Genomic DNA, 20,405 nt, shown 5'->3' with positions numbered 1-20,405 from the left:
CCCCACCCCCCCCCCCCCCCCCCCCCCCCCCCCACCCCCACCCCCCACACCCCCCCACCCACCACTCAACCCCCAAAACTCACAACCCAAAAGTGAAAAGTGAAAAGTGAAAAGTGAAAAGTAAGAGGGGTAATCTAAAATAAGGGTTGATTAATATAATAAGCCCTACTAATGACTAGGGCTTAATAATTAAAGTAACAGCATGTTATCTTTTCTTTTTCTTCATACCTTGAACGGCTTTGAAGCGAGGGTTTGTTTTACAAATTACGAACACTCGGCCTCGACGTTTGACAATTTGGCATCCTGGTCGATTTTTTGCACTCTTTAAAGAGCTCAATACTTTCATAAATTTTCCTTTTATTTTTTGCTTGCAAGATTTTTGAAGCGACGATTGAACTGAGCAACACGACCATCAGAAGCAGTAATTTTCTGTTTGCCTGTGTAGAAAGGGTGAGATTCACTTGAGACGTCAATCGGCACATATGGGTATGTCACGCCATCAAGTTCTACAGTTCTATCTGTTTTAATTGTAGAGCCAACAATGAAGTATTTATCAATTGATGTATCGTGAAATGCTACTTGTTCGTAATCAGGGTGAATATTAGGTTTCATAAAACGCCTATTTGTTTTGTTATAATATCTCGAATCTTATTCTAAATGAAAACCATTTGCAAATGGGTTTTGGGTAAATTTGTCTATTTTGATGGTTTGTTGTGCAAACAAACGACTTGTCTCTAGCTATTCGTTGTAGGCCTGTTATAAATAAGGTGAAAGTTTTAAAGGGAAGCAATAATGGAAGAGCTAAATAATAACTTGGACAATACCGTGATCGACTCGCTTAAAAATAAAGATCACACTGGCATTAACAAACAGCTCGATCAATTAAGTTGTTCACATAGCGACATCATTGAGTTACTTGCTGAGTATGTAGTGTTAGCTGAGCAAGACGATGATAGCTTTGATGCTTGGTATGACGGCCTTTGTGAAGACAAATTAAAAGTATTGAAGGCATTTGAAATTATGAGAGCTCATTTAGAGTCGTGAGCTCATTTAACTGATAAATCATATTGCTTTATCAAGCGTTCAATATAACGATCTCTAATAAGCTGTTTTGGCAATAGTGGGTTGTCTAATGCAACTGAATTATTAAGTTCTCTGAGTGCAATATGGAGCACTTTACGTGTCTCTTCATCGAGTATGTCTAAGCTAAAATCTTCAGTTAAAAAAGAAATAACATACTTAAATAAATCTACAGCAACGATTTCTTCAATCTTTCCTGTTGAGCAGATGGCACCATATTTTCCTACTAAGAAATATTGCCAACTCGATTGAATGGACTCTTCTAGGTCTTCTGTAAATGAGGCGACAAGCACTTCAGGCATGCCATGCACTAACTGAGTTAAGATTTGCTGATACATATTGCCAAAATACATGTATGCCTGTGTTGAAGACTCTACACTATGCTTTATAAGTATTTGAGCCCAAGCTAAATACCCTCTCGGGTAATATTCAATCAGCTCTGTATGCTCTGTTATCCCTAAGTAAGAATTGACTTGAAGTTTATTTTCTATAACAAAACTACTAGCAGGGAACAAACCTGTTTCTTGCCACTTAAATAAGATGTCTTCATTGATTCTTGTAGACTGGCACAATTCTATAGCTTGATAAAAATTCTCATTAAAGTGGTTAAGTAAACTCATAACTTTACTGGTTAAATATACAGTGCTTGTATTTAATCAGTTATACAACCAATTTACAAGTCATTCAGTCTAAAGAAAGCTCGGAACTGTTATTGTTTTATGTAAGAATATTGGCAATTGAAATAAGAAAACTTCTAAACATGCAGATTAACGAAAAACTAAAACAAGCAAGCTTGATCACCGCGATAAAAACCCCTTATTTAGAAACTGGCGAAATTGATTTAGTAGCCTATGACAAATTAGTCGAGCTTCAAATCGAAGCGGGGGTTGACGGTATCATCGTAGGCGGTACAACCGGTGAAGGCCAATTAATGAATTGGGAAGAGCACCTAATGTTAATTGCGCACACTGTAAGTAAATACAAGCATCAAATTTTAGTTATCGGTAATACGGGTAGTAATAATACTCGTGAAGCGGTCAAAGCAACGGAATATGGCTTTGCAACGGGAATGGATGCCGCATTACAGATAAATCCTTACTATGGTCGAACTTCAGTTGAAGGTGTAGTAAAACATTTTGAGAAAGTGCTCGAGATTGGTCCAGCATTTATTTACAACGTACCAGGCAGAACAGGACAGGACTTAACCCCAGATATTATTGAGCAACTTTCGAAACATGAAAACTTTATCGGTGTTAAAGAATGTGCAGGTAATGAGCGTATTGCTCACTACGAACTACAAGGTATTGCATGCTGGTCGGGTAATGACGATGAAGCACACGATGCAAGACATTTACATGGTGCGCATGGTGTCATTTCAGTTACTTCTAATATTGTACCTAAGCAGTTTAGAAGTTTGATGAATGAATGTAATGACGATCTGAACCAGTCATTGCAGCCACTTATATGTTGGTTATTCTGTGAACCTAACCCGATCGCAATAAACACTGCACTTATGATGACAGGTGCTGTAAAACCAGTGTTTAGATTACCTTACGTATCATTAAGTAGATCTCAACAACAACAAGGCAAGCAATTAATCTCTGAGCTTTCTTCTGGTAGTTATGTAGGAAACCCGCCAGCTTTACTAGAACCAGAGTCAATTATTCTTTGTTAGAACTCACTAATTGACGTATAATCTGCGGCCTTTTAATGATTGGCCGCAGGTTTATGTTATGAATTTCAAATCTTTTAGTTTTTCTCCGCTTATTCAGCAAGCACTAGACGAATTAGAATTTCACACCCTTACTCCAATTCAACAAGCTGCTATTCCTGTTGTAAGAAAAGGGCATGATGTACTTGCTACAGCTCAAACTGGTACAGGTAAAACAGCCGCTTTTAGTTTGCCAATCATACAGAACATTTTTGAACACGCTGAGCAACATCCTAGAGCTTTGATCATAGCACCAACCCGTGAGTTAGCAGAACAAATTGCAAATAACTGCAAACAGTTCGCTAAATATACTGACCTTAATGTGGTTGCTTTATTTGGTGGTGTGAATACTGCTGGTCAAGAAGAGAAATTGAACGTCGGCTGTGATATTTTGGTTGCAACACCAGGTAGGCTTCTTGATCACTTACGTTTGGGCAGTGTAAACCTGTCTCAGGTAAAGCATTTAGTGTTAGATGAAGCTGACAGGCTTCTCGATATGGGCTTTATTACTGACATCCAAAAAGTAATAGAGCTATGTCATGAAGATAAACAACAATTATTCTTCTCGGCAACTTTCCCAACGGCAATGAAACAGTTTGCACGTCAAGTTTTAAAGCACCCTAAGTTTGTTCAAGTTACACCTGAAAACACGACAGCAGAAACGGTAAGGCATATTGTTTATCCCGTTGAGCAAGGCAGAAAGCAAGAGCTGCTTTCTGAGTTGATTGGTAAGAAGAATTGGCAACAAGTGCTTGTATTTGTGAACATGAAAGATGTTGCTGACGACATTGTTAAAGAGCTAAACCTTGATGGTATTCCTGCCACTGTGTGTCATGGCGATAAAAAGCAAGGGGCTAGACGTCGTGCTTTACGTGAGTTCAAAGAAGGCAAGGTTCGCGTGTTAGTTGCCACTGAAGTTGCTGCTCGAGGAATTGATATTGAAGGTCTGCCTCGCGTGGTTAACTATGATCTACCTTATCTTGCAGAAGATTACGTACACCGTATTGGTAGAACCGGTCGTGCGGGTCAGCAGGGCCAAGCAATTTCATTTGTTGCTCGTGAGGAAGAGCAAGTATTACTGCATATTGAAGAGTTAATTGGCCAACAAATTAAGCGCTATTATTTACCTGGTTATGAAGTAAGCAGTCGTGAAAGTCTGATTAAAAACTTAACTAAAAAACCTTCACATCAACGTAGAAAGCCAAAAACTAACCGCCCTAGTAATCAGGCAAGTGGTGAAGCGAGAGCGAAAAACAGAGCGCGTATTGCAAATGTGAGAAAACAGATTAAAGGAAAGTCTTTAAAGTTGAGTAAATAAGTTACTTTCTAATAAATTTAATAAAAAGGTTGCCAGGTGCAACCTTTTTTAATTTTTTAGAGTCTGTAATTAAATGGCATAAGCTGCTAGGCTAATTTCTTCAATTTTACAAGCTTGTTGAATTGCTTCATCCCTCGCCATGGTTTTTAAATATCTATTTAGATTATTGAAACTCAAAGGTGGGTGCTGTATTTCATCTGCCCAAATACACAGCATAAATAAAAAGTAATCACAGACAGTGATTGAGTCACCAACCAAATAGGTATTGTCATCAAGTTGTTTGTCAATGATTTGCAATATATCTTTTAACCTTGCTTGTTGCGTTCTGACAATATCATCATAAATCAAGGCATTTTGCGTATGTCTTTCAGGGTAGAAATACGTCATTAGCTCTGTCTGTAAGGTACTTGTTAAATACATTAGCCACTGATTAAAAGTCGCTTTTTGCTTTGAATCATGTGGAATAAGTGATGCTTCAGGGTGTTTTTCTGCAAGGTATAAACAAATCGCAGCGCTCTCAAATAGAATAAAATCATCATCAACCAAAGTCGGGATCCGTCCTGTTGGGTTGAGTGATAAATATTGGGCTGACTTTTGAGCCAGTTTTTTTCTGTCTACAAGTTCTAGTTGATAGGGGACATTAATTGCTTTTAAAACAAAATGAGGGGCAAGACTGGCATTACAAGGATAGTAAAACAGAGTATACATACTTCACCTATATAGTTAGAGTTTTTCGATAGCAGTGTCCTTTCAGTTAAATGGTACTTGAAAAACGTAGGTGAGATAACCAGTTTAATCAAGAAATTACTTCACTTTATAAACAAAAACGGCAACGTGAGTTGCCGTTTAATAGCTTTAAAATGCTGATTTAGTTACTGACTAAGGTGTATAGTAAATCGGCGAGTTAGGGCCTACTGGTAAGCCAAAACCAAATACCCAAACATAAAACAGAGCAACCCAACCAACAAAGAAGAACATACTGTAAGGAAGCATGGTTGCCACTAGCGTACCAATACCCATATCTTTTTTGTATTTAGTTGCAACTGCGAGTATGAGACCGAAATAACTCATCATAGGTGTGATCAAGTTAGTTACTGAGTCACCAATACGATATGCCGCTTGGATTGTTTCTGGCGCATAACCTATTAGCATCAACATAGGTACAAATATTGGCGCAGTCACAGCCCATTGAGCAGACGATGATCCTAGGCTTAAGTTCACTAATGCACACATAAAGATAAACAGTACAAAGACCTCTGGGCCAGTTAGATTTAGCGCTTGAAGAAGTGCTGCGCCATTAATTGCTAAAATAGTACCAAGGTTAGTCCATTTAAAGAAAGCAACGAACTGAGCCGCAAAGAACACAAGCACGATGTACATGCCCATAGAGCCCATAGATTTACTCATGGCATCAATGACATCGCGGTCATTCTTCATGGTACCGACAACACGACCATATACGAAGCCAGGGATCGCAAAGGTAACAAAAATGAATACTACGATACCTTTTAAGAAAGGGGAACCTGCAACTGCACCCGTTTCAGGGTGACGCAAAATCCCATTCTCAGGGACAATTGTAAGCGCTAATAGCGAAGCAACAACCAGCAATGAAACACCTGCCCACCTTAAACCAGATTTTTCTTTAGTGGTAAGTTTTTCAATATTGTTTTCACTCAGATCTATACTTGCCTCATCTGGGTTATATTTACCGAGTCGTGGCTCAACGATTTTTTCTGTAACTAAAGTACCAACAATGGCAATTAGGAATACTGAGATCATCATGAAGTACCAGTTCGCCTCAGGGCCGACTTCATAAGTTGGGTCAATCATCTGAGCTGCAGGTGTTGTAATACCAGCTAATAGTGGGTCGATAGTACCAAGTAAAAGGTTTGCACTATAACCACCAGATACACCAGCAAAAGCTGCAGCAAGACCAGCAAGTGGGTGACGACCTAAACTATGGAAGATCATTGCAGCTAACGGAATTAGAACAACATAACCTAATTCAGATGCTGTATTTGATAAGATTGCGGCGAAAACAACCATGAATGTAACTAGGCGCTTTGAAGCACCCATCACCATACCGCGCATCGCTGCAGAAAGCATACCTGAGTGCTCAGCAACACTTACACCCAGGAGTGCAACCAACACAGTTCCTAATGGTGCGAAGCCTGTGAAGTTAGTTACAAGCCCTGTAACGATACGCTGTAGACCTTCAGCGCTTAAAAGGCTGACTACCTCGATGACCCCATCAGGATCTCGTCCTTTAGCGCCTTCAGGGCGAGGGTCAATGGCGCTTAAACCAAACCAATCTGCTATACCACTGAAAATAACGATGGCAATACAAAACATAGCAAATAGCGTGATAGGGTGGGGTAACAAATTACCTAAAAATTCAACAGTTGCTAAAAAGCGATTAAACAAACCCTGTGGTTTTTGTTCTGTTGATTGTTGATTTTCAGGCTTTGTCTCAACTGCGTTCGACATAATGAAAAATACTCAATACCAAAATTGCCGCATAACCTACCACTTTTTTAATTTGAAATCATTTTTTTACTGTTAATTCACAGTAAAAACAGGACAAACACCATGACGAAAACCTGACAATTTGGCAATATAAAGCGAACTTGACATTTACTTTATTTGATATGCACATTCACTTTCTCGGCACTTCATCAGGTGTACCTAGCCAAACTAGAAATACATCGTCCACAGCAATTTCATTCGATAAAACAAAATCATGGATTATGGTTGATTGTGGCGAGGCAACACAGCATCAACTACTAAAATTTCCTCTGTCTTTTTTTCATTTAGATGCGATCTGTATTAGCCATGTACATGGAGACCACTGTTATGGTTTGCCTGGGTTATTGTCGTCTATGTCGATGAATGGAAAAAAATCAGCTGTTCACCTAATTGCGCCCAAAGAAGTAATTGCATGGTTGCACGCAACTTTTCATATGTCTGATACCAGACTCTCCTTCGATTTAATCACGCATGATATTAGTGAAATGAAAGATTCAGCTGATTTCAATTTTTGTTCTATTGAAGTCATACCCTTAAAGCACAGAGTTCCCAGCTTTGGATTTAAGGTTTCTGAAAAACTGATCCCAAAAAAGCTCAAAATTGAAAAGCTAGCAAAAGCCGGCATTAAAAGTGGCCCTCATTACAATAAATTGCAAAAAGGAGAAGATGTTTTATTTGGTTCAGAGCATCTTTTAAGTAAAGACTACACATATCAAAGCTGGCAAACGCGTCGAGTCATCGTTTGTGGAGATAATGAAAAACCGGCGCTTGTTTCTGGTTGGTGTTTTGACATTGACGTGCTAGTGCATGAATCAACGTTTACTCACAACGATCTTTATAAAGTGGGTTTTCATACTGGCCATTCAGATGCTAAAAGAGTTGCAGAATTTGCTCAGTTGCAGCAAATCCCAACATTAATTCTAAGTCATTTTAGTGTCCGGTATCATGGAGAACATGGACTTGAAAATCTAAGGCGTGAAGCTGCACACTACTATTCGGGTAACCTATTCCTCGCTGAAGACTGTTTTACTTTCTCTATAGAAAAACGAAAGTTGCATATAGCGCACTAATTTTATCTGAAAAATAGCGCATCCTTGACTTTGATATATGCTTAATGCAGATGCAATTTTGTTCAGTGAATATGCCTACTTTAAATATCAAAACACGTATTTTACTGTTTGGGGTAATTTTGAAATATTGGCATATTCGTCAATGGTACTTTTTAGTAACGTTTACTACAGCAGCGCGTTATCTAATGTCAAAGAACAAGAAATCATTCAAATCTTCAAATCTAGCGCTAATAAAATTGACCACACAATCACATTGATGGAACAAAGCGCCTACAATCTAGCACAACACGGCCTTTCTCTTTATCTTGAATACAATAAATCGAATTTTGAAAAGTCAGAGCTAAAAAAGAAGTTTAGTGCCATTTTAGAACAGCACTTTTCTTTTTTTGAACTTGCCTTAGGTGGTGGTGTTTGGTTTGAACCTATGCAAATGTTCAAAGATACAAAATATTTCGGACCTTATGTATATAGAGATGATAAACGTATACTATTTAGCTGGGAGTTAAGTGGTGAGCAGTATGATTATCATAGCCAAGATTGGTATCAGTTAGGCAAACAAGCTGCAGAAAACGTGCTTCCAGTTGTTTGGACACATCCTTATGTTGACGAAGCGGGTAGCTTGGCTCCGATGATGACAGTCGACGCGCCTATTATTTTAACCAATGGCGATATGATTGGTATGGCAACAGTAGATTGGTCATTGGCTGCACTTACTGCATTTTTAGAAACAGTGAAGATTACTAATAACTCTTCACCACTGTTAATCCATAAAGCATCAAATAGAATTATCAGCTTTCCCTTAAAATCAGAGTTGGTGATGCAAACGACACCTGATGAAGCATGGGTTAAGCCACTGTATAGCAGCTCATCAAATACTAAGTTAAATACTTCTAAAAGCTTACCTATAAACGGTAAGCTTTATGACTTGTATTTTCTAGGGACAAAAAGCGGTTTTATATTGGGTTTCTTCAGCCCGCATAAAGACATCGATAAAGAAGTGAGGGCGGTATCTCAAGTCACTTTATTGGGAGGTGCAATTATCGGTATAACTTTCGTTGTCTTAATTATTTTTATCATGAAGCATCTTTTTAAACCTTTTGACCTAGTACTTAGCCAAATTAAAGGCTCAATCAAACACAGTGCAAGATAAAGTAACCGTTCAAAACATCTTCTTATGAAGAACAAAACGAATTCACGCCAATTATTACTGAGTTAAATTTTGTCTATCAGCAAGTCAACACACATATAGCAGAAATTTATCAAGCTAACACAGCGCTTACTAAGACACAAAGTGAGTTAGATAAGCTCAACCTTGACCTAGAGCTTAAAGTCGAAACGCGTATAGATGAACTTAATTACAAAACTGAAGAAGCGTTAAAGGCACTTTCTGATTTGCAAACTATACAAAAAAAATTGCTTGAACAAGAAAAGCATTCGTCACTCGGACGATTGATTGCTGGGATAGCGCATGAAATTAATACTCCTGTTGGCGTTGCCATCACAGCTGCATCATTTGTTGAAGATGAAGTGATACATCTAGAAGAAAAGCTGCAATCATGTCAGTTAACTAAACATCAATTGGTTAAAGTCATTTCTGATTTTAAAGAAGGCTGCTTTATTCTTAAAAGTAATTTACATAGAACTGCTGAATTGGTAGCCAGCTTTAAACAAGTCTCTGTGGACCAATCTTCAGAGTTGCAAAGATTGATAGAGCTAATACTTATTTAGAAGATGTGATCCGTAAATTAAAACCAAGGTTTAAAAGCTCATCTCATAAGGTTTACCTTGAACCTAACCCAGTTGAAATTAAAGTACTTTGTAGCCCAGGTGCAATTTCACAAGTTATAACAAATATAATAGAAAATGCGCTAGTTCATGCATTTGGAAAACACGAGTCTGGTGAAGTTAATGTTTTACTGTCTCAATCAGGCAATGAAGTCAGTATTTTGATTTCAGACAATGGAAAAGGTATGCCTAGTGATGTGCTAGAGTGTATTTTTAATCCGTTTTTTACTACGAATAGAGATAATGGTGGAAGTAGTTTAGGTATGCACTTGGTCTATAACATTATTTCTCAGCAATTAAACGGGACGATTAATTGTTCGAGTATTGTTGGCAAGGGAACTCAATTTATCATCAAGTTCCCAATAAACTAAACGAATTAACGAGCGTTTGTGCTTTCGAAGATTTTGTCAGCAGACGCCGCAACAAATCCAGTATAGATTTTACCATCTGGTTTGTTGTAACGCAGTGCAAACTCATAGAAACAGCTTGGAATTGCAAACTCACCATCAGAGAATACAACATTTGCGTGATCGGCCAATGTAGATGATTGCTCTAATAGCACTTCTGGTGACCCTTTGATTTCACCACCTGAAGCATTCAATTCAAAACCAGCATCTTTTAAAGATGTATTTACCGCTTCGATAGTCTCAAAGTTCGCGAGGTGATTAATGCTTACAGTGAAGTGATTAGCACGGTATCCCCATGCAGACATCCAAGCAGCATATTCACTTTCTTCAAGTAAAGCTTTGTAGGTTTCATTACTTACTTGCCAATGCGTGCCTGAGTATAAGAAATTATCTGCAGTTACAGCACCTTCATCAATTTGATCGACCATTTCTTTAACAATTTTCTGTAAAGACTCAGAGCACTTTTCAACAAGTAATTCAGAGATGAATACTTTAGGTTTAGTTGGATCTGAATGCTCGAAGTGTTTTGCGTATAGTTTTTTTGCTTCGAAATGGTATTCACCACATTCTTTGTAACCAACCGCTAGAAAATGCGCAGCAAGCTTTTCTAAGCCTACTTTTTCTATGTTAAAAGTACGAAGTGCAATATGATCGTTAATAACGTCAGACTGCTGCGTAGAGCCTAGTAGCTCATGAACTTTAATTGCTGAAGGTGTAACTTCTAAATAGTTAGACCAAAGGTTATCAAATAGTGTGTCAACATTGTTGTGCATAATGGTTCCTTAATTTGACGGCTTAGCCGCTCAGTTTATGTATCGATTAAGCACGACACATAATCTCATACCAATTTTAATTAGTTATTTGCGTCTTAAAGTGCAAAAATTCTTACTGTATCGCCATTTTTTAGGCTAAGTGCTTCAGCTTCTTCACGAGCAATTGTGAGTAGTAACTCTTTTTTGTCTAACAGTACGTTATCTGTGAACACGGCTTTAAAATCAGAGAGCTTTTGATTCGAAATGGCATAGGTTTGTTCACAGTTGACAGAGTCGACTATTTTCACAGGAACAATATAAGACTCTTGAACGGTTCTGATATTGTCTAGTTTTGCTTCTATTGTTGGGCCAGCGTCAAATAAATCTACATAACCTCTATGCTCAAACCCTTCTTTTTGAAGGAGTCTAAGTGCAGGCTTAGTTTTTTCATGTACATGACCGATAACTGCTTGAGCCTCATCACTTAGTAAGTTCGCGTAAATAGGGTACTTAGGCATTAGTTCGCTGATAAATACCTTGTCACCTAAACCAACCAAATGGTCTGCTTGAGGAAATTCAATTGAAAAGAAGTGCTCTTGCAACCATTGCCAAAAAGGAGAATGGCCTTGAGCGTCACTTACTCCGCGCATTTCTGCAATTACAGTATCACTAAAACGACTACTTTGATCTGCCATAAAAGCAAAACGAATACGGCTTAAAAACCGACCAGCAAGACCTTTGCGGTATTGTTCGCGTAAAAACAAAGTACAGATTTCTGAGCAACCCGTATAGTCATTACACATACTCAATATTTCAACAGTGTTATACACGTTTAATGTACTTGAATGGTGAACCGTTTTACCTAAGTGATAGTGGTAAAGTGGAACTTGTGTTCCAACTGCAGCTTCAATCGCAGTTGTGCCAACAATTTCATTAGTCTTTGTATCTTCTAATACAAACAAATATCCTTCATCAAAAGGTGTCTCAACATGTTTTGAGAAACTATTTTCAGAACGTGAAATTTTATCTTGTAGTAGGTTGTCATCAACAGGCAAAGACGTGAAGCCATGACCAGACTCTATTGCTATTTGCTTTAAAGCCGCAAAGTCAGTGTTTTTTATTGGTCTTAAGATTTGCATATTAAAATGAGGGGCCAATAGACCCCAATCCTATTTTAGCCGTTTACAACATCTGCAACTGCAAGCTCAAAACGAGCAAGACCTGCTTTAATATCGTCTTCTTCGATCACAAGTGAAGGCGTGAAGCGAACGACATTAGTACCAGCTACAAGTGTCATTAGTCCATGTTTCATACTCGCAACTAAGAAGTCACGTGCACGACCTTCAAACTGCTCATTTAAAACCGCACCTAACAGTAAACCTTTACCACGGATTTCACTGAATACATTGTATTTTGTGTTAATGGCTTCTAGCAGTTCACGGAACATTGCTTCTTTTTGCTGAACACCAGCTAGAACAGACTCGGTATTTACTGTATCAAATGCAGCTTCAGCGACAGCACATGCTAATGGGTTACCGCCATAGGTTGAACCGTGAGTACCAATTTTAAGGTGTTTAGCAATATCAGTTGTTGTGATCATTGCACCTATTGGAAAACCACCGCCAAGTGCTTTGGCTGTTGTTAAAATATCAGGCGTTACATTTAAGCCTTGGTATGCATACAGATGACCCGTACGTCCTACGCCAGTTTGCACTTCATCAAAAATTAGCAATGCATTGTGCTGATCACATAATGCTCTTACACCTTCAGCAAATTCTTGCGTCGGAGAGATAATACCGCCTTCACCTTGAAGCGGTTCCATCATAACTGCACATGTATTGTCATCAATCAGTGACTTTAATGTTTCTAAATCGTTGTAATCACAATGAACGATATCAGCAGGTTTAGGGCCAAAGCCGTCAGAGTAAGCAGCTTGACCACCTACAGTAACAGTGAAGAAAGTACGACCGTGGAAGCCTTTGTTGAAAGCAATAATTTTCGACTTGTGCTCACCAAAGTTATCAAGTGCAAAACGGCGAGCAAGTTTAAGTGCGGCTTCGTTTGCTTCTGCGCCTGAGTTTGCAAAATAAACTTTATCAGCGAATGTTGCATCAGTGATTTTTTTTGCAAGTCTAAGCGCAGGTTCATTAGTCATTACATTTGATAAATGCCAAATTTTTTCACCTTGCTCTTTCAAAGCATTCACAAGGTTAGGGTGACTATGACCTAAACAGTTCACAGCGATGCCACCTGCGAAATCGATGTACTCATCACCTTTTTGATCCCACACTCGTGATCCTTTACCTTTTACAGGGATAATTTCTGAAGGGTTATAGTTTGGCACCATGACGTGGTCAAAAAGTTCGCGGTTTACTTGCATAATACTGCCTCTAATGAATCTGTTTAATAATTCTTCTTTGACTTTAAAGTCGTTGTTTTAAACATTATGTATCTCATTTATGTAAATTTGCAGTGTAAAGATTTTCAAATTGATAGATAATTAAGTCAAATCAACCTGGAAATTGGTCATTATGATTAAAACACAAGATGAAAAACTCATAGCTTTGTTACGAAAGAATGCGCGAATTAGTATTTCAGATTTAGCTAGAGAGCTAGGACTATCTCGATCAACTGTACAGAATAGACTTTTAAGATTGGAGCATAGCGGGATAATTCAGGGTTATAGTGTCGAGTTTGGAGAGCAATATTTAGCTGGCCTTGTAGCGGCGCATGTTTCAATCAAAGTTAAACAAAAACTAACAACACAGACGACAGTAGCATTAAAACATCATAATAATGTGACATCACTATATGCAATAAGTGGAGAATACGACATGATTGCAATTGTTGAAGCCCAGAGTTTACAACAGTTAAGTAGCATTCTTGATGATATAGGTGATTTAGACGGAGTAGAACGTACGAACTCTTCCGTTATTTTAGAGACAAAATTTAAACGCTAGGTTTTTTGCCCTTCAGGTAACCAAACACTCGTTCCAGTTGTTGCAATATGGTTTACATTACCGGTCAGAACTTTTGAGCCTACATTATATGATGTTTCAGGCCGGCTGACCAAATAGCCTTGTACGCAACGGATCCCAAGGTCTTTTACAAGTTCAAATTGCTCTAATTGTTCCACGCCCTCAGCAACTATTTTAAGACCAAGCTGATGGCCCAATTCACTAATTGAATTCAATATTTTTAAATATTTCGGATTCTCATTAGCCTGAGTGATAAACAGTCTGTCTATTTTGATGACATCAATGGGTAAGTCAGCTAGCGTACTAAGAGAGCTAAAGCCAGTACCAAAATCATCTATTGCAATACTGATCCCTGCTTTACGACAGGTTTCTAATTGTTGGATAATTTCTTCACTGGCTGTAATAAGTGTAGACTCGGTGATTTCTAGCATTAAAGCCGTAGGTGGTAGCCCCGTTTTATTCAAGGCTGCAATTACCCAGTTATATATATCTCTATGCTTTAATTGAATACCAGAAACATTTACAGAGATTTTAACTTTTTTCATACCAGCATTATGCCATGCGGTCATTTGCCGGCATGATTCAAGTAAAATCCAATCTCCAAGTTCTAAGATTAAGTTCGACTCTTCAGCAATTGGTATAAACTCTGATGGGGGTATTAACCCTTCAATTGGGTGTTGCCAACGTATTAAGGCTTCAAAGTAATCAATGGCACAATCTTCTACATGCACAATCGGTTGAAAAGACATATTAAAACTATTTGATGTAATGGCTAACCTTAACTCTTCGAGTAAATAGTGATATCTACGAATTTTATTCCCCATCTCAGGTGAGTAAACTCTGAAAATACCTCGACCATCTGTTTTAGCTCTATACATGGCTACATCTGACATCTGTAATAGTGCATGGGGCTGCGATGCGCTTTCTGGGTAAGAAGCGATACCGATACTGGCCCCGATTTTGACTAGCTTATTCCCAAGCACGAAATCTCGTTCAATTTCAGCTAATATGGCTTGGGCTAATTCAGTGCAAAAAGCAGGGTCACGAATATCAGGTACGAAGATAGAAAACTCATCTCCACCTAGTCGTGAAAGGTTTTGTTCAATACCATTGTGAGGGTGCGAATCTTGTATTTTAAATTGTCGAACAATATCTTTAAGTCGATTAGCAACTTGTATGAGGATTTCATCACCAAAGCTATGCCCAAACGAATCATTAACTTGTTTAAAGCCATCTAAATCAATAAATAATAAACCACATCTAAGCTTATTTTGCTCTGCGAGTTTTAACTGCTTCTCTATATGTTCTATATATGCATGGCGATCAATTAGTTGTGTAAGTTTATCCTGGTAGACATGATGATCAGATTGTTGTTGAATTTGGCCTATTTGTTCATTAATCAAACTGAGAGATTGGCTGATTTGAGCAGCAGTTGAGGCATAATTTAGGGCTTTTGTTTCAATATTGAAGCGAAGTAATAATTCGTTAATCTCAGAATTTATGCTGTCTAATGTCTGTTTTTGTCTGTGTTTTTCTTTTTGATTTCTGGCAAAGCTACTAATGACTATTATCGAAAGTAGGATTGTGATAAGCGCATAAGGAGACAAAATACTTTCTATAAATGCTTTTTTTGTATCTATCACATATAGAGTGTTATTTCGCTTAACTAATACTGAAGTCCCTGTGTCTGTCTCTATAAATTCTTGAGAAGGTAAAATGAAACGAAACCAAGGATAGCTTGGCTTTAAAATGCTTGTTTCTGATAGGGGTACCTTGCTGTCGCTATTATTAGAAATATCAATTAGAGATTTAGTGAAAAGCAGATTGAATACAAACCCAAAAATTATCACACTAAGTATAATGAGTCCTTGTAATTTAAGCTTTTTTAACATAAATGTTAGTTCCAGCAATTCCCGTGCAAAGAATCGATATTAAGCATAAATTTTATCACAATTATGGCATTTTTAAAAATAACATTTTAAAAATTTTATTTAAGTAAGCAAAACTGAATAAAATTTGATTAGTTATTTAAGAATATTCACTTTACACCTTTTGATTGATGGTCTAATTTTAAATTCTCTCTCACACATACCGCTCAACTTTAAGTTGAATTTGTTTAACACGCGCATTTTCTTGCGCAATTTAGGCTGGATTTGTCACATAAGATAAACATTCAGTTGATTTAATAAGCAAATTAGTCAACAACCTGAAATGCAGTTTATTTCAGAAGCAAGAACTTATGCGTAAATCCTTTAGGAATAAGGCAAGGCAATGCTAAATAAGCGATTTTTCAAGACAAAAGAAGAAGCTGAAATAACCTTCGAGTGTGATTATAAAGATGCAGATAAAATAGAACTTGTTGCGGAGTTCAATGACTGGCGACCTGTTGAGATGCAATTTATAAAATCTCGCCAAATATTTAAAAGTAAATGTCGGCTTCCAACAAACAAAGAATTTCAATTCCGCTACTTAGTTAACGGTGTCATTTGGGAGAATGATAATCAAGCTGATGGATATACAAAAAACGGATTTGGGTCAGAGAATAGTTTAGTGTCTACCATAAAGGAATTTGGTAAACAGAATGAATGCATTTGAACAGCTTTGCTACCTTTACGGTATAGGTGCAGAGTTTACAAAATATACCGGCGAAACAGTTCGATTTTCTAAAGAGACAAGAGAGTCGGCATTAAAAGCTTGTAATGTTGACTTTTCTTCTGATCAAAAGATCTCTTCTTTAAATTATCAGTTAGATGTAAAACCATGGCAGTCAATTGTTCAAGAAGTGAGTATTTTGAATGAAATAGATCCATGTTTGACTGTCAGGATAGCCGACGTTGATATTAGTTTCTTCGTACAATTGCAAATTAAAGAGTTTGATATCGCAATAGAGTTATCATTGAGTGATGGTGAAATCTCAGGTGAATATATTGATGACTCTGTAAGATATATAGAATTGCAGCTAAAATTAAATCTAAAACTACCTGTTGGTTATCACAAGGCATCTATTCAATTTAAAGGTAATTGCTTTACTACTGAAATATGGGTAACACCAAATAAAGCTAAGCCATTTAATGATGCTAAGCAAACAGGGTTAAATGTTCAATTATACACCTTATCATCAGAGCAAAATTATGGCATTGGTGATTTTGGTGATTTAAAGACCTTAATTAAATCGTCCGCAAGCTCAGATTTTGACTTTATACTGCTCAATCCACTTCACCTACTTTTTGAGAATGAACCTCAAAGGGCAAGCCCATATAGTCCAAGTCATCGAGGCTTAATTAACCCGCTATACATTTCAATTTTTGAATGCACTAAACAGGCTGCATTCTCAAAAATTAATAGTGAGCACATTTCTGCTCTTGAAATATTGAAGCAAGAAAAACAACAGCAATTCATTAATTATCAATTGGTATCTGAAACCAAATATAAACTCCTCAAATCGTTATATAGGCATTTTAAACATTATGCTGATGCCGAACTGCAGAGAAAGTTTCGTCTTTACTGTCAAGTTAATAGTAATTTGCTTAGCTGCTTAAAAGATGATGAAAGGGCTAAATTCTGGCAATGGGTAGCTAATATGCAATTAGCTAGTTGTCAGCAGCTGTGCTTACAGTCAGGTATGACAATTGGCCTTATCAATGATTTAGCCGTTGGCTGTGCAAAAGATGGTTTAGAATTTCAGTCAAACGAAGGTATGTTCACTCAAGATGCCGAAATAGGTGCTCCACCGGATCCATGGGCTGAAGCTGGTCAAAATTGGGGACTACCTTCATTAGACCCCAAAAAAGTATCGAAAGATAACTTTGCATATTTCAAACATCTTATTAAAGCGAATATGCAAAAATTCGGCGCTTTACGTATTGATCATGTAATGAACATAAGACGTCTTTGGTGGTGCTTTAAAGTCAATGAATCACCAAGTGGTTGTTATGTTTATTATCCATTTGAGCATCTTTTGGCTGTGTTGAAAATTGAGTCGCACCTAAATAACTGTAGCTTAATAGGTGAAGATTTAGGTGTTGTTCCCCCTGAGGTAACTTTGGCACTTGAGCAATCTGATATTTATGGAAATACCTTATTTTATTTTGAAAAATCTTGCTCTGGTGATTTTAAACATGGAAATGAATATCGTAATTCCTGCATGCTGATGCTTTCTAACCATGATGTACCCCCATTTAAAGCATGGTGGAATTATGATGATATTGAACTCAAAAATCGGTTAAAACTTAATGAGAACAATGATGTTAACACTCTAAAATCTGAACGAAATATCGAAAAACATAGAGTCATAGAGTGGGTTAATAAATCTAATATTTCATTCAATTCTTCGGCTGAAAAGGTTTACATAGAACTCGTTAAAACGCTAGCTCAAACACCACCCAAGTTATTTAGTTTGAATTATGATGATTTGGCATTTCAAACTTTCCCAGTAAATATTCCTGGTACTAATACTGAATATTCTAATTGGCGGCGAAGAGTCCTTTCGCCAATAGATGCTGTTCTTTCGCAACAAAAAGACTTGTTGAGCGAAATAAACGATTTAAGGAAATACAATGATTGATTCCATCACTTACTCTCAGTCTAATTATTCTTCAGAGGTTGAAGCTTTAAATAAAGGTCGCTTTAGCGACCCATTCTCATTTTTAGGTCCTCACTTACTTGATGATAATCAATATATTGTTAGAGCTTATGTTCATGGAGCAAGTCAATTAACTCTAAAACTAGGTCTCAAAAGTTATGTATTAGAAAAAGTATCTGATTCTTATCTTTTCACTACCATTATAAAAAAAACAGAGTTAAATGTTCCTTATACATTAAGTTCAATTTATGAAGACGGAACGCTTGGTGAGTTCATCGACCCTTATCAGTTCCCATCCTTACTTAACAGCCAAGATATGTACCTATTTAATGAAGGGACTTTAGAAAGAGCATATACTTTACTTGGGGCACACTTTATTGATTATAATGGCGTTACAGGTGTTCGATTTAGCGTATGGGCGCCGAATGCGCAATCAGTTTCTGTGATTGGTGAATTTAACCATTGGATGGCAAATCAATATTTTATGCGCAAGCATCCATCCAGCGGGATCTGGGAGATTTTTATTCCAGATTTACACGCAGACCAATGCTATAAATATGCAATTTTTGACTGCCATGGAAACAAGATAGAAAAAGCGGATCCTTTTGCATTCAAAACACAACAATCTCCAGGCACTTCTTCTGTAATTCAGGCTAAGATCCCTAAAGTTGAAATTTTAAATAATTCACAACATTCGACTATTAACCGTGTAGATGCCCCAATCACAATTTATGAGGTGCATCTTGGCTCATGGAAACGAAGAGCTGAAGAGGATGAGCGTTACCTTACTTACAGAGAGCTTGCAGATGATTTAGTTTCGCACGTAAAAGTATTAGGCTTTTCTCATATACAATTAATGCCAATTAGTGAATATCCATTTGATGGTTCTTGGGGTTATCAACCCGTTGGTTTGTTTTCACCTTCTAGCCGTTTCGGCTCAATCGATGACTTTGTCTATTTTATAGAGGCTTGTAAACAAGCAGGCTTAGGTATTTTGTTAGATTGGGTACCTGGTCACTTTCCTTCTGATCCACATGGACTGCATTGCTTTGATGGTACCCATTTATATGAGCATGCAGACACTAGACAAGGCTTTCACCCTGATTGGAATACCTATATTTATAATTATAGTCGACCTGAAGTACAGTCATATTTATTGTCTAATGCAATCTACTGGTTAGAGCAATATCAATTAGATGGTTTGAGAGTAGATGCCGTTGCTTCAATGCTTTATCTAGACTACAGCCGCGAAGAAGGGCAATGGGTGCCTAACCATTTAGGTGGGCGAGAAAATTTTGATGCAATAAACCTTTTACAAAAAGTTAATACCCGTAGTTATGCTAAAAATGACCGTATTATGATGGTTGCCGAAGAATCTACAGCTTGGCCTGGAGTAACCAATACAGTTGACCAAAATGGTCTAGGCTTTGGTTTTAAGTGGAATATGGGGTGGATGAATGACACGTTAAATTTCATGAAGCGCGAACCTGTTCATAGGCAATTCCATCATCATGAAATGACATTTTCGATGGCTTATGCATATTCAGAAAACTACATTTTACCATTAAGCCATGATGAAGTCGTACATGGAAAAGGCTCTTTACTTTCTAAAATGCCAGGTGATGACTGGCAGCAATTTGCCAATTTAAGAGCTTATTATGCATTTATGTATGCCCACCCTGGAAAAAAATTGCTCTTTATGGGGTCTGAGTTGGCACCAAGGGATGAATGGGATCATAATAAAGGATTAGATTGGTCGCTTTTAAACTCAGAAGCACATTCCGGTATTTATAAGTCAATCAAGTCTCTTAACCATATTTACAAGTCTACTCCTGCATTATATGAACTGGATCAAGATCCAAGCGGGTTTAGATGGATTGATAGTGATAACAGTAAACAAAGCATTCTTAGCTTCATCCGATATGCCGAGCAAAGCAAAAGCCATCTAGTCGTAATTGCGCACTTTACTGAGCATGTGCATCATCAATTTAGAGTGGGTGTTCCTGAAAGAGGTGTTTACCAAGTTATTTTAAATACGGATGATAATGAATACTGGGGTAGTGGTGTCTCTGCAGTTGCTCACTTGCAGCAACTCATCGAAACTCAAAATAAGCCTAGTCATGGTTTTGAACAAAGTATCGAAATCACAATCCCTCCACTTTCGACTCTTTACCTTAGCTACGTAACAGGTTAACT

At 37.5% G+C, this 20,405-nt stretch carries 20 protein-coding genes; 11 read left to right on the top strand and 9 right to left on the bottom strand.

The window, feature by feature from the left end; translation table 11 throughout:
* Positions 1-205 precede the first annotated feature (205 nt).
* Together ykgO and CWB72_RS07380 are read right to left on the bottom strand one after the other, a co-directional pair.
* Entirely contained in the window at positions 206-346 is a 141-nt protein-coding gene (gene ykgO / locus CWB72_RS07385; RefSeq protein ID WP_138630289.1) for a type B 50S ribosomal protein L36, read from the bottom strand.
* Between the two features lie 11 nt (positions 347-357).
* Entirely contained in the window at positions 358-612 is a 255-nt protein-coding gene (locus CWB72_RS07380; protein WP_130256199.1) for a type B 50S ribosomal protein L31, read from the bottom strand.
* A gap of 180 nt (positions 613-792) precedes the next feature.
* On the opposite strand from CWB72_RS07380, the gene CWB72_RS07375 reads away from it, so the two are divergent.
* Positions 793-1,044 (top strand): hypothetical protein, encoded by a 252-nt coding sequence (locus CWB72_RS07375; RefSeq protein ID WP_138566595.1) that lies wholly within the window; start codon positions 793-795, stop codon positions 1,042-1,044.
* A 2-nt stretch (positions 1,045-1,046) separates the two neighbouring features.
* On the opposite strand, the gene CWB72_RS07370 is transcribed toward CWB72_RS07375, so the two are convergent.
* Complete coding sequence (locus CWB72_RS07370; RefSeq protein ID WP_138630287.1) at positions 1,047-1,700, bottom strand: DUF6058 family natural product biosynthesis protein; 654 nt, start codon at positions 1,698-1,700, stop codon at positions 1,047-1,049.
* A 140-nt stretch (positions 1,701-1,840) separates the two neighbouring features.
* Here CWB72_RS07370 and dapA point away from each other — a divergent pair, with 140 nt between their 5' ends.
* Together dapA and CWB72_RS07360 are read left to right on the top strand one after the other, a co-directional pair.
* A complete protein-coding gene (dapA, locus tag CWB72_RS07365; RefSeq protein WP_138630285.1) occupies positions 1,841-2,755 on the top strand; it encodes a 4-hydroxy-tetrahydrodipicolinate synthase in 915 nt (304 codons plus the stop codon).
* Between the two features lie 58 nt (positions 2,756-2,813).
* Complete coding sequence (locus tag CWB72_RS07360; RefSeq protein ID WP_138630283.1) at positions 2,814-4,109, top strand: DEAD/DEAH box helicase; 1,296 nt, start codon at positions 2,814-2,816, stop codon at positions 4,107-4,109.
* A gap of 69 nt (positions 4,110-4,178) precedes the next feature.
* Here CWB72_RS07360 and CWB72_RS07355 read toward each other — a convergent pair whose 3' ends face one another.
* Together CWB72_RS07355 and CWB72_RS07350 are read right to left on the bottom strand one after the other, a co-directional pair.
* A complete protein-coding gene (locus CWB72_RS07355; protein ID WP_138630281.1) occupies positions 4,179-4,817 on the bottom strand; it encodes a glutathione S-transferase family protein in 639 nt (212 codons plus the stop codon).
* Positions 4,818-4,988: 171 nt separating this feature from the next.
* The gene (locus tag CWB72_RS07350; RefSeq protein ID WP_138566590.1) at positions 4,989-6,596 is read right to left on the bottom strand and encodes an AbgT family transporter; all 1,608 of its coding nucleotides are present in this window, start codon (positions 6,594-6,596) and stop codon (positions 4,989-4,991) included.
* Positions 6,597-6,736: 140 nt separating this feature from the next.
* On the opposite strand from CWB72_RS07350, the gene CWB72_RS07345 reads away from it, so the two are divergent.
* The 4 genes from CWB72_RS07345 to CWB72_RS07330 all read left to right on the top strand — a co-directional run bounded on the left by CWB72_RS07345 (position 6,737) and on the right by CWB72_RS07330 (position 9,861).
* Entirely contained in the window at positions 6,737-7,705 is a 969-nt protein-coding gene (locus CWB72_RS07345; RefSeq protein WP_252371506.1) for a ribonuclease Z, read from the top strand.
* Positions 7,706-7,742: 37 nt separating this feature from the next.
* Complete coding sequence (locus tag CWB72_RS07340) at positions 7,743-8,855, top strand: cache domain-containing protein (RefSeq protein WP_138630279.1); 1,113 nt, start codon at positions 7,743-7,745, stop codon at positions 8,853-8,855.
* Between the two features lie 242 nt (positions 8,856-9,097).
* Positions 9,098-9,433: a histidine kinase dimerization/phospho-acceptor domain-containing protein gene (locus tag CWB72_RS20515; RefSeq protein WP_171037239.1), complete on the top strand. Its 336-nt coding sequence runs from the start codon at positions 9,098-9,100 to the stop codon at positions 9,431-9,433.
* 5 nt (positions 9,434-9,438) lie between these two features.
* On the top strand, positions 9,439-9,861 hold the full coding sequence (locus tag CWB72_RS07330; protein ID WP_171037238.1) for a sensor histidine kinase: 423 nt from the start codon (positions 9,439-9,441) through the stop codon (positions 9,859-9,861).
* A gap of 5 nt (positions 9,862-9,866) precedes the next feature.
* Here the strand turns inward: CWB72_RS07330 and CWB72_RS07325 are convergent, their stop codons facing one another.
* The 3 genes from CWB72_RS07325 to CWB72_RS07315 form a co-directional block, all read right to left on the bottom strand.
* Complete coding sequence (locus CWB72_RS07325) at positions 9,867-10,670, bottom strand: DUF1338 domain-containing protein (protein WP_138630273.1); 804 nt, start codon at positions 10,668-10,670, stop codon at positions 9,867-9,869.
* A 95-nt stretch (positions 10,671-10,765) separates the two neighbouring features.
* Complete coding sequence (gene astA, locus CWB72_RS07320; RefSeq protein WP_138630271.1) at positions 10,766-11,788, bottom strand: arginine N-succinyltransferase; 1,023 nt, start codon at positions 11,786-11,788, stop codon at positions 10,766-10,768.
* 35 nt (positions 11,789-11,823) lie between these two features.
* Positions 11,824-13,029: an aspartate aminotransferase family protein gene (locus CWB72_RS07315; protein ID WP_138630269.1), complete on the bottom strand. Its 1,206-nt coding sequence runs from the start codon at positions 13,027-13,029 to the stop codon at positions 11,824-11,826.
* Between the two features lie 151 nt (positions 13,030-13,180).
* Between CWB72_RS07315 and CWB72_RS07310 the strand changes: the two genes are divergently transcribed.
* Positions 13,181-13,609: an Lrp/AsnC family transcriptional regulator gene (locus CWB72_RS07310; RefSeq protein WP_138566583.1), complete on the top strand. Its 429-nt coding sequence runs from the start codon at positions 13,181-13,183 to the stop codon at positions 13,607-13,609.
* On the opposite strand, the gene CWB72_RS07305 is transcribed toward CWB72_RS07310, so the two are convergent.
* Positions 13,606-15,519, bottom strand: coding sequence for a putative bifunctional diguanylate cyclase/phosphodiesterase (locus CWB72_RS07305; protein ID WP_138630267.1), 1,914 nt, complete (start codon positions 15,517-15,519; stop codon positions 13,606-13,608). The two genes, CWB72_RS07310 and CWB72_RS07305, sit on opposite strands and share 4 nt — an antisense overlap.
* Positions 15,520-15,898: 379 nt before the next feature.
* Between CWB72_RS07305 and CWB72_RS07300 the strand changes: the two genes are divergently transcribed.
* Genes CWB72_RS07300 through glgB form a run of 3 tightly spaced genes read left to right on the top strand, consistent with a single transcriptional unit; the run spans position 15,899 to position 20,403 of the window.
* Positions 15,899-16,222 (top strand): isoamylase early set domain-containing protein, encoded by a 324-nt coding sequence (locus tag CWB72_RS07300; protein ID WP_138630265.1) that lies wholly within the window; start codon positions 15,899-15,901, stop codon positions 16,220-16,222.
* Entirely contained in the window at positions 16,209-18,191 is a 1,983-nt protein-coding gene (malQ, locus tag CWB72_RS07295) for a 4-alpha-glucanotransferase (RefSeq protein ID WP_138630263.1), read from the top strand. Before CWB72_RS07300 ends, malQ begins: the two co-directional genes overlap by 14 nt.
* A complete protein-coding gene (gene glgB, locus CWB72_RS07290) occupies positions 18,184-20,403 on the top strand; it encodes a 1,4-alpha-glucan branching protein GlgB (RefSeq protein WP_138630261.1) in 2,220 nt (739 codons plus the stop codon). The genes malQ and glgB overlap by 8 nt, the downstream gene beginning before the upstream one ends.
* The last annotated feature ends 2 nt before the right edge of the window (positions 20,404-20,405 follow it).

The organism is Pseudoalteromonas phenolica (assembly GCF_005886345.1).
In the GTDB taxonomy this organism is placed as follows: domain Bacteria; phylum Pseudomonadota; class Gammaproteobacteria; order Enterobacterales; family Alteromonadaceae; genus Pseudoalteromonas; species Pseudoalteromonas phenolica_A.
This window is presented reverse-complemented; position numbering and strand designations above follow the sequence as displayed.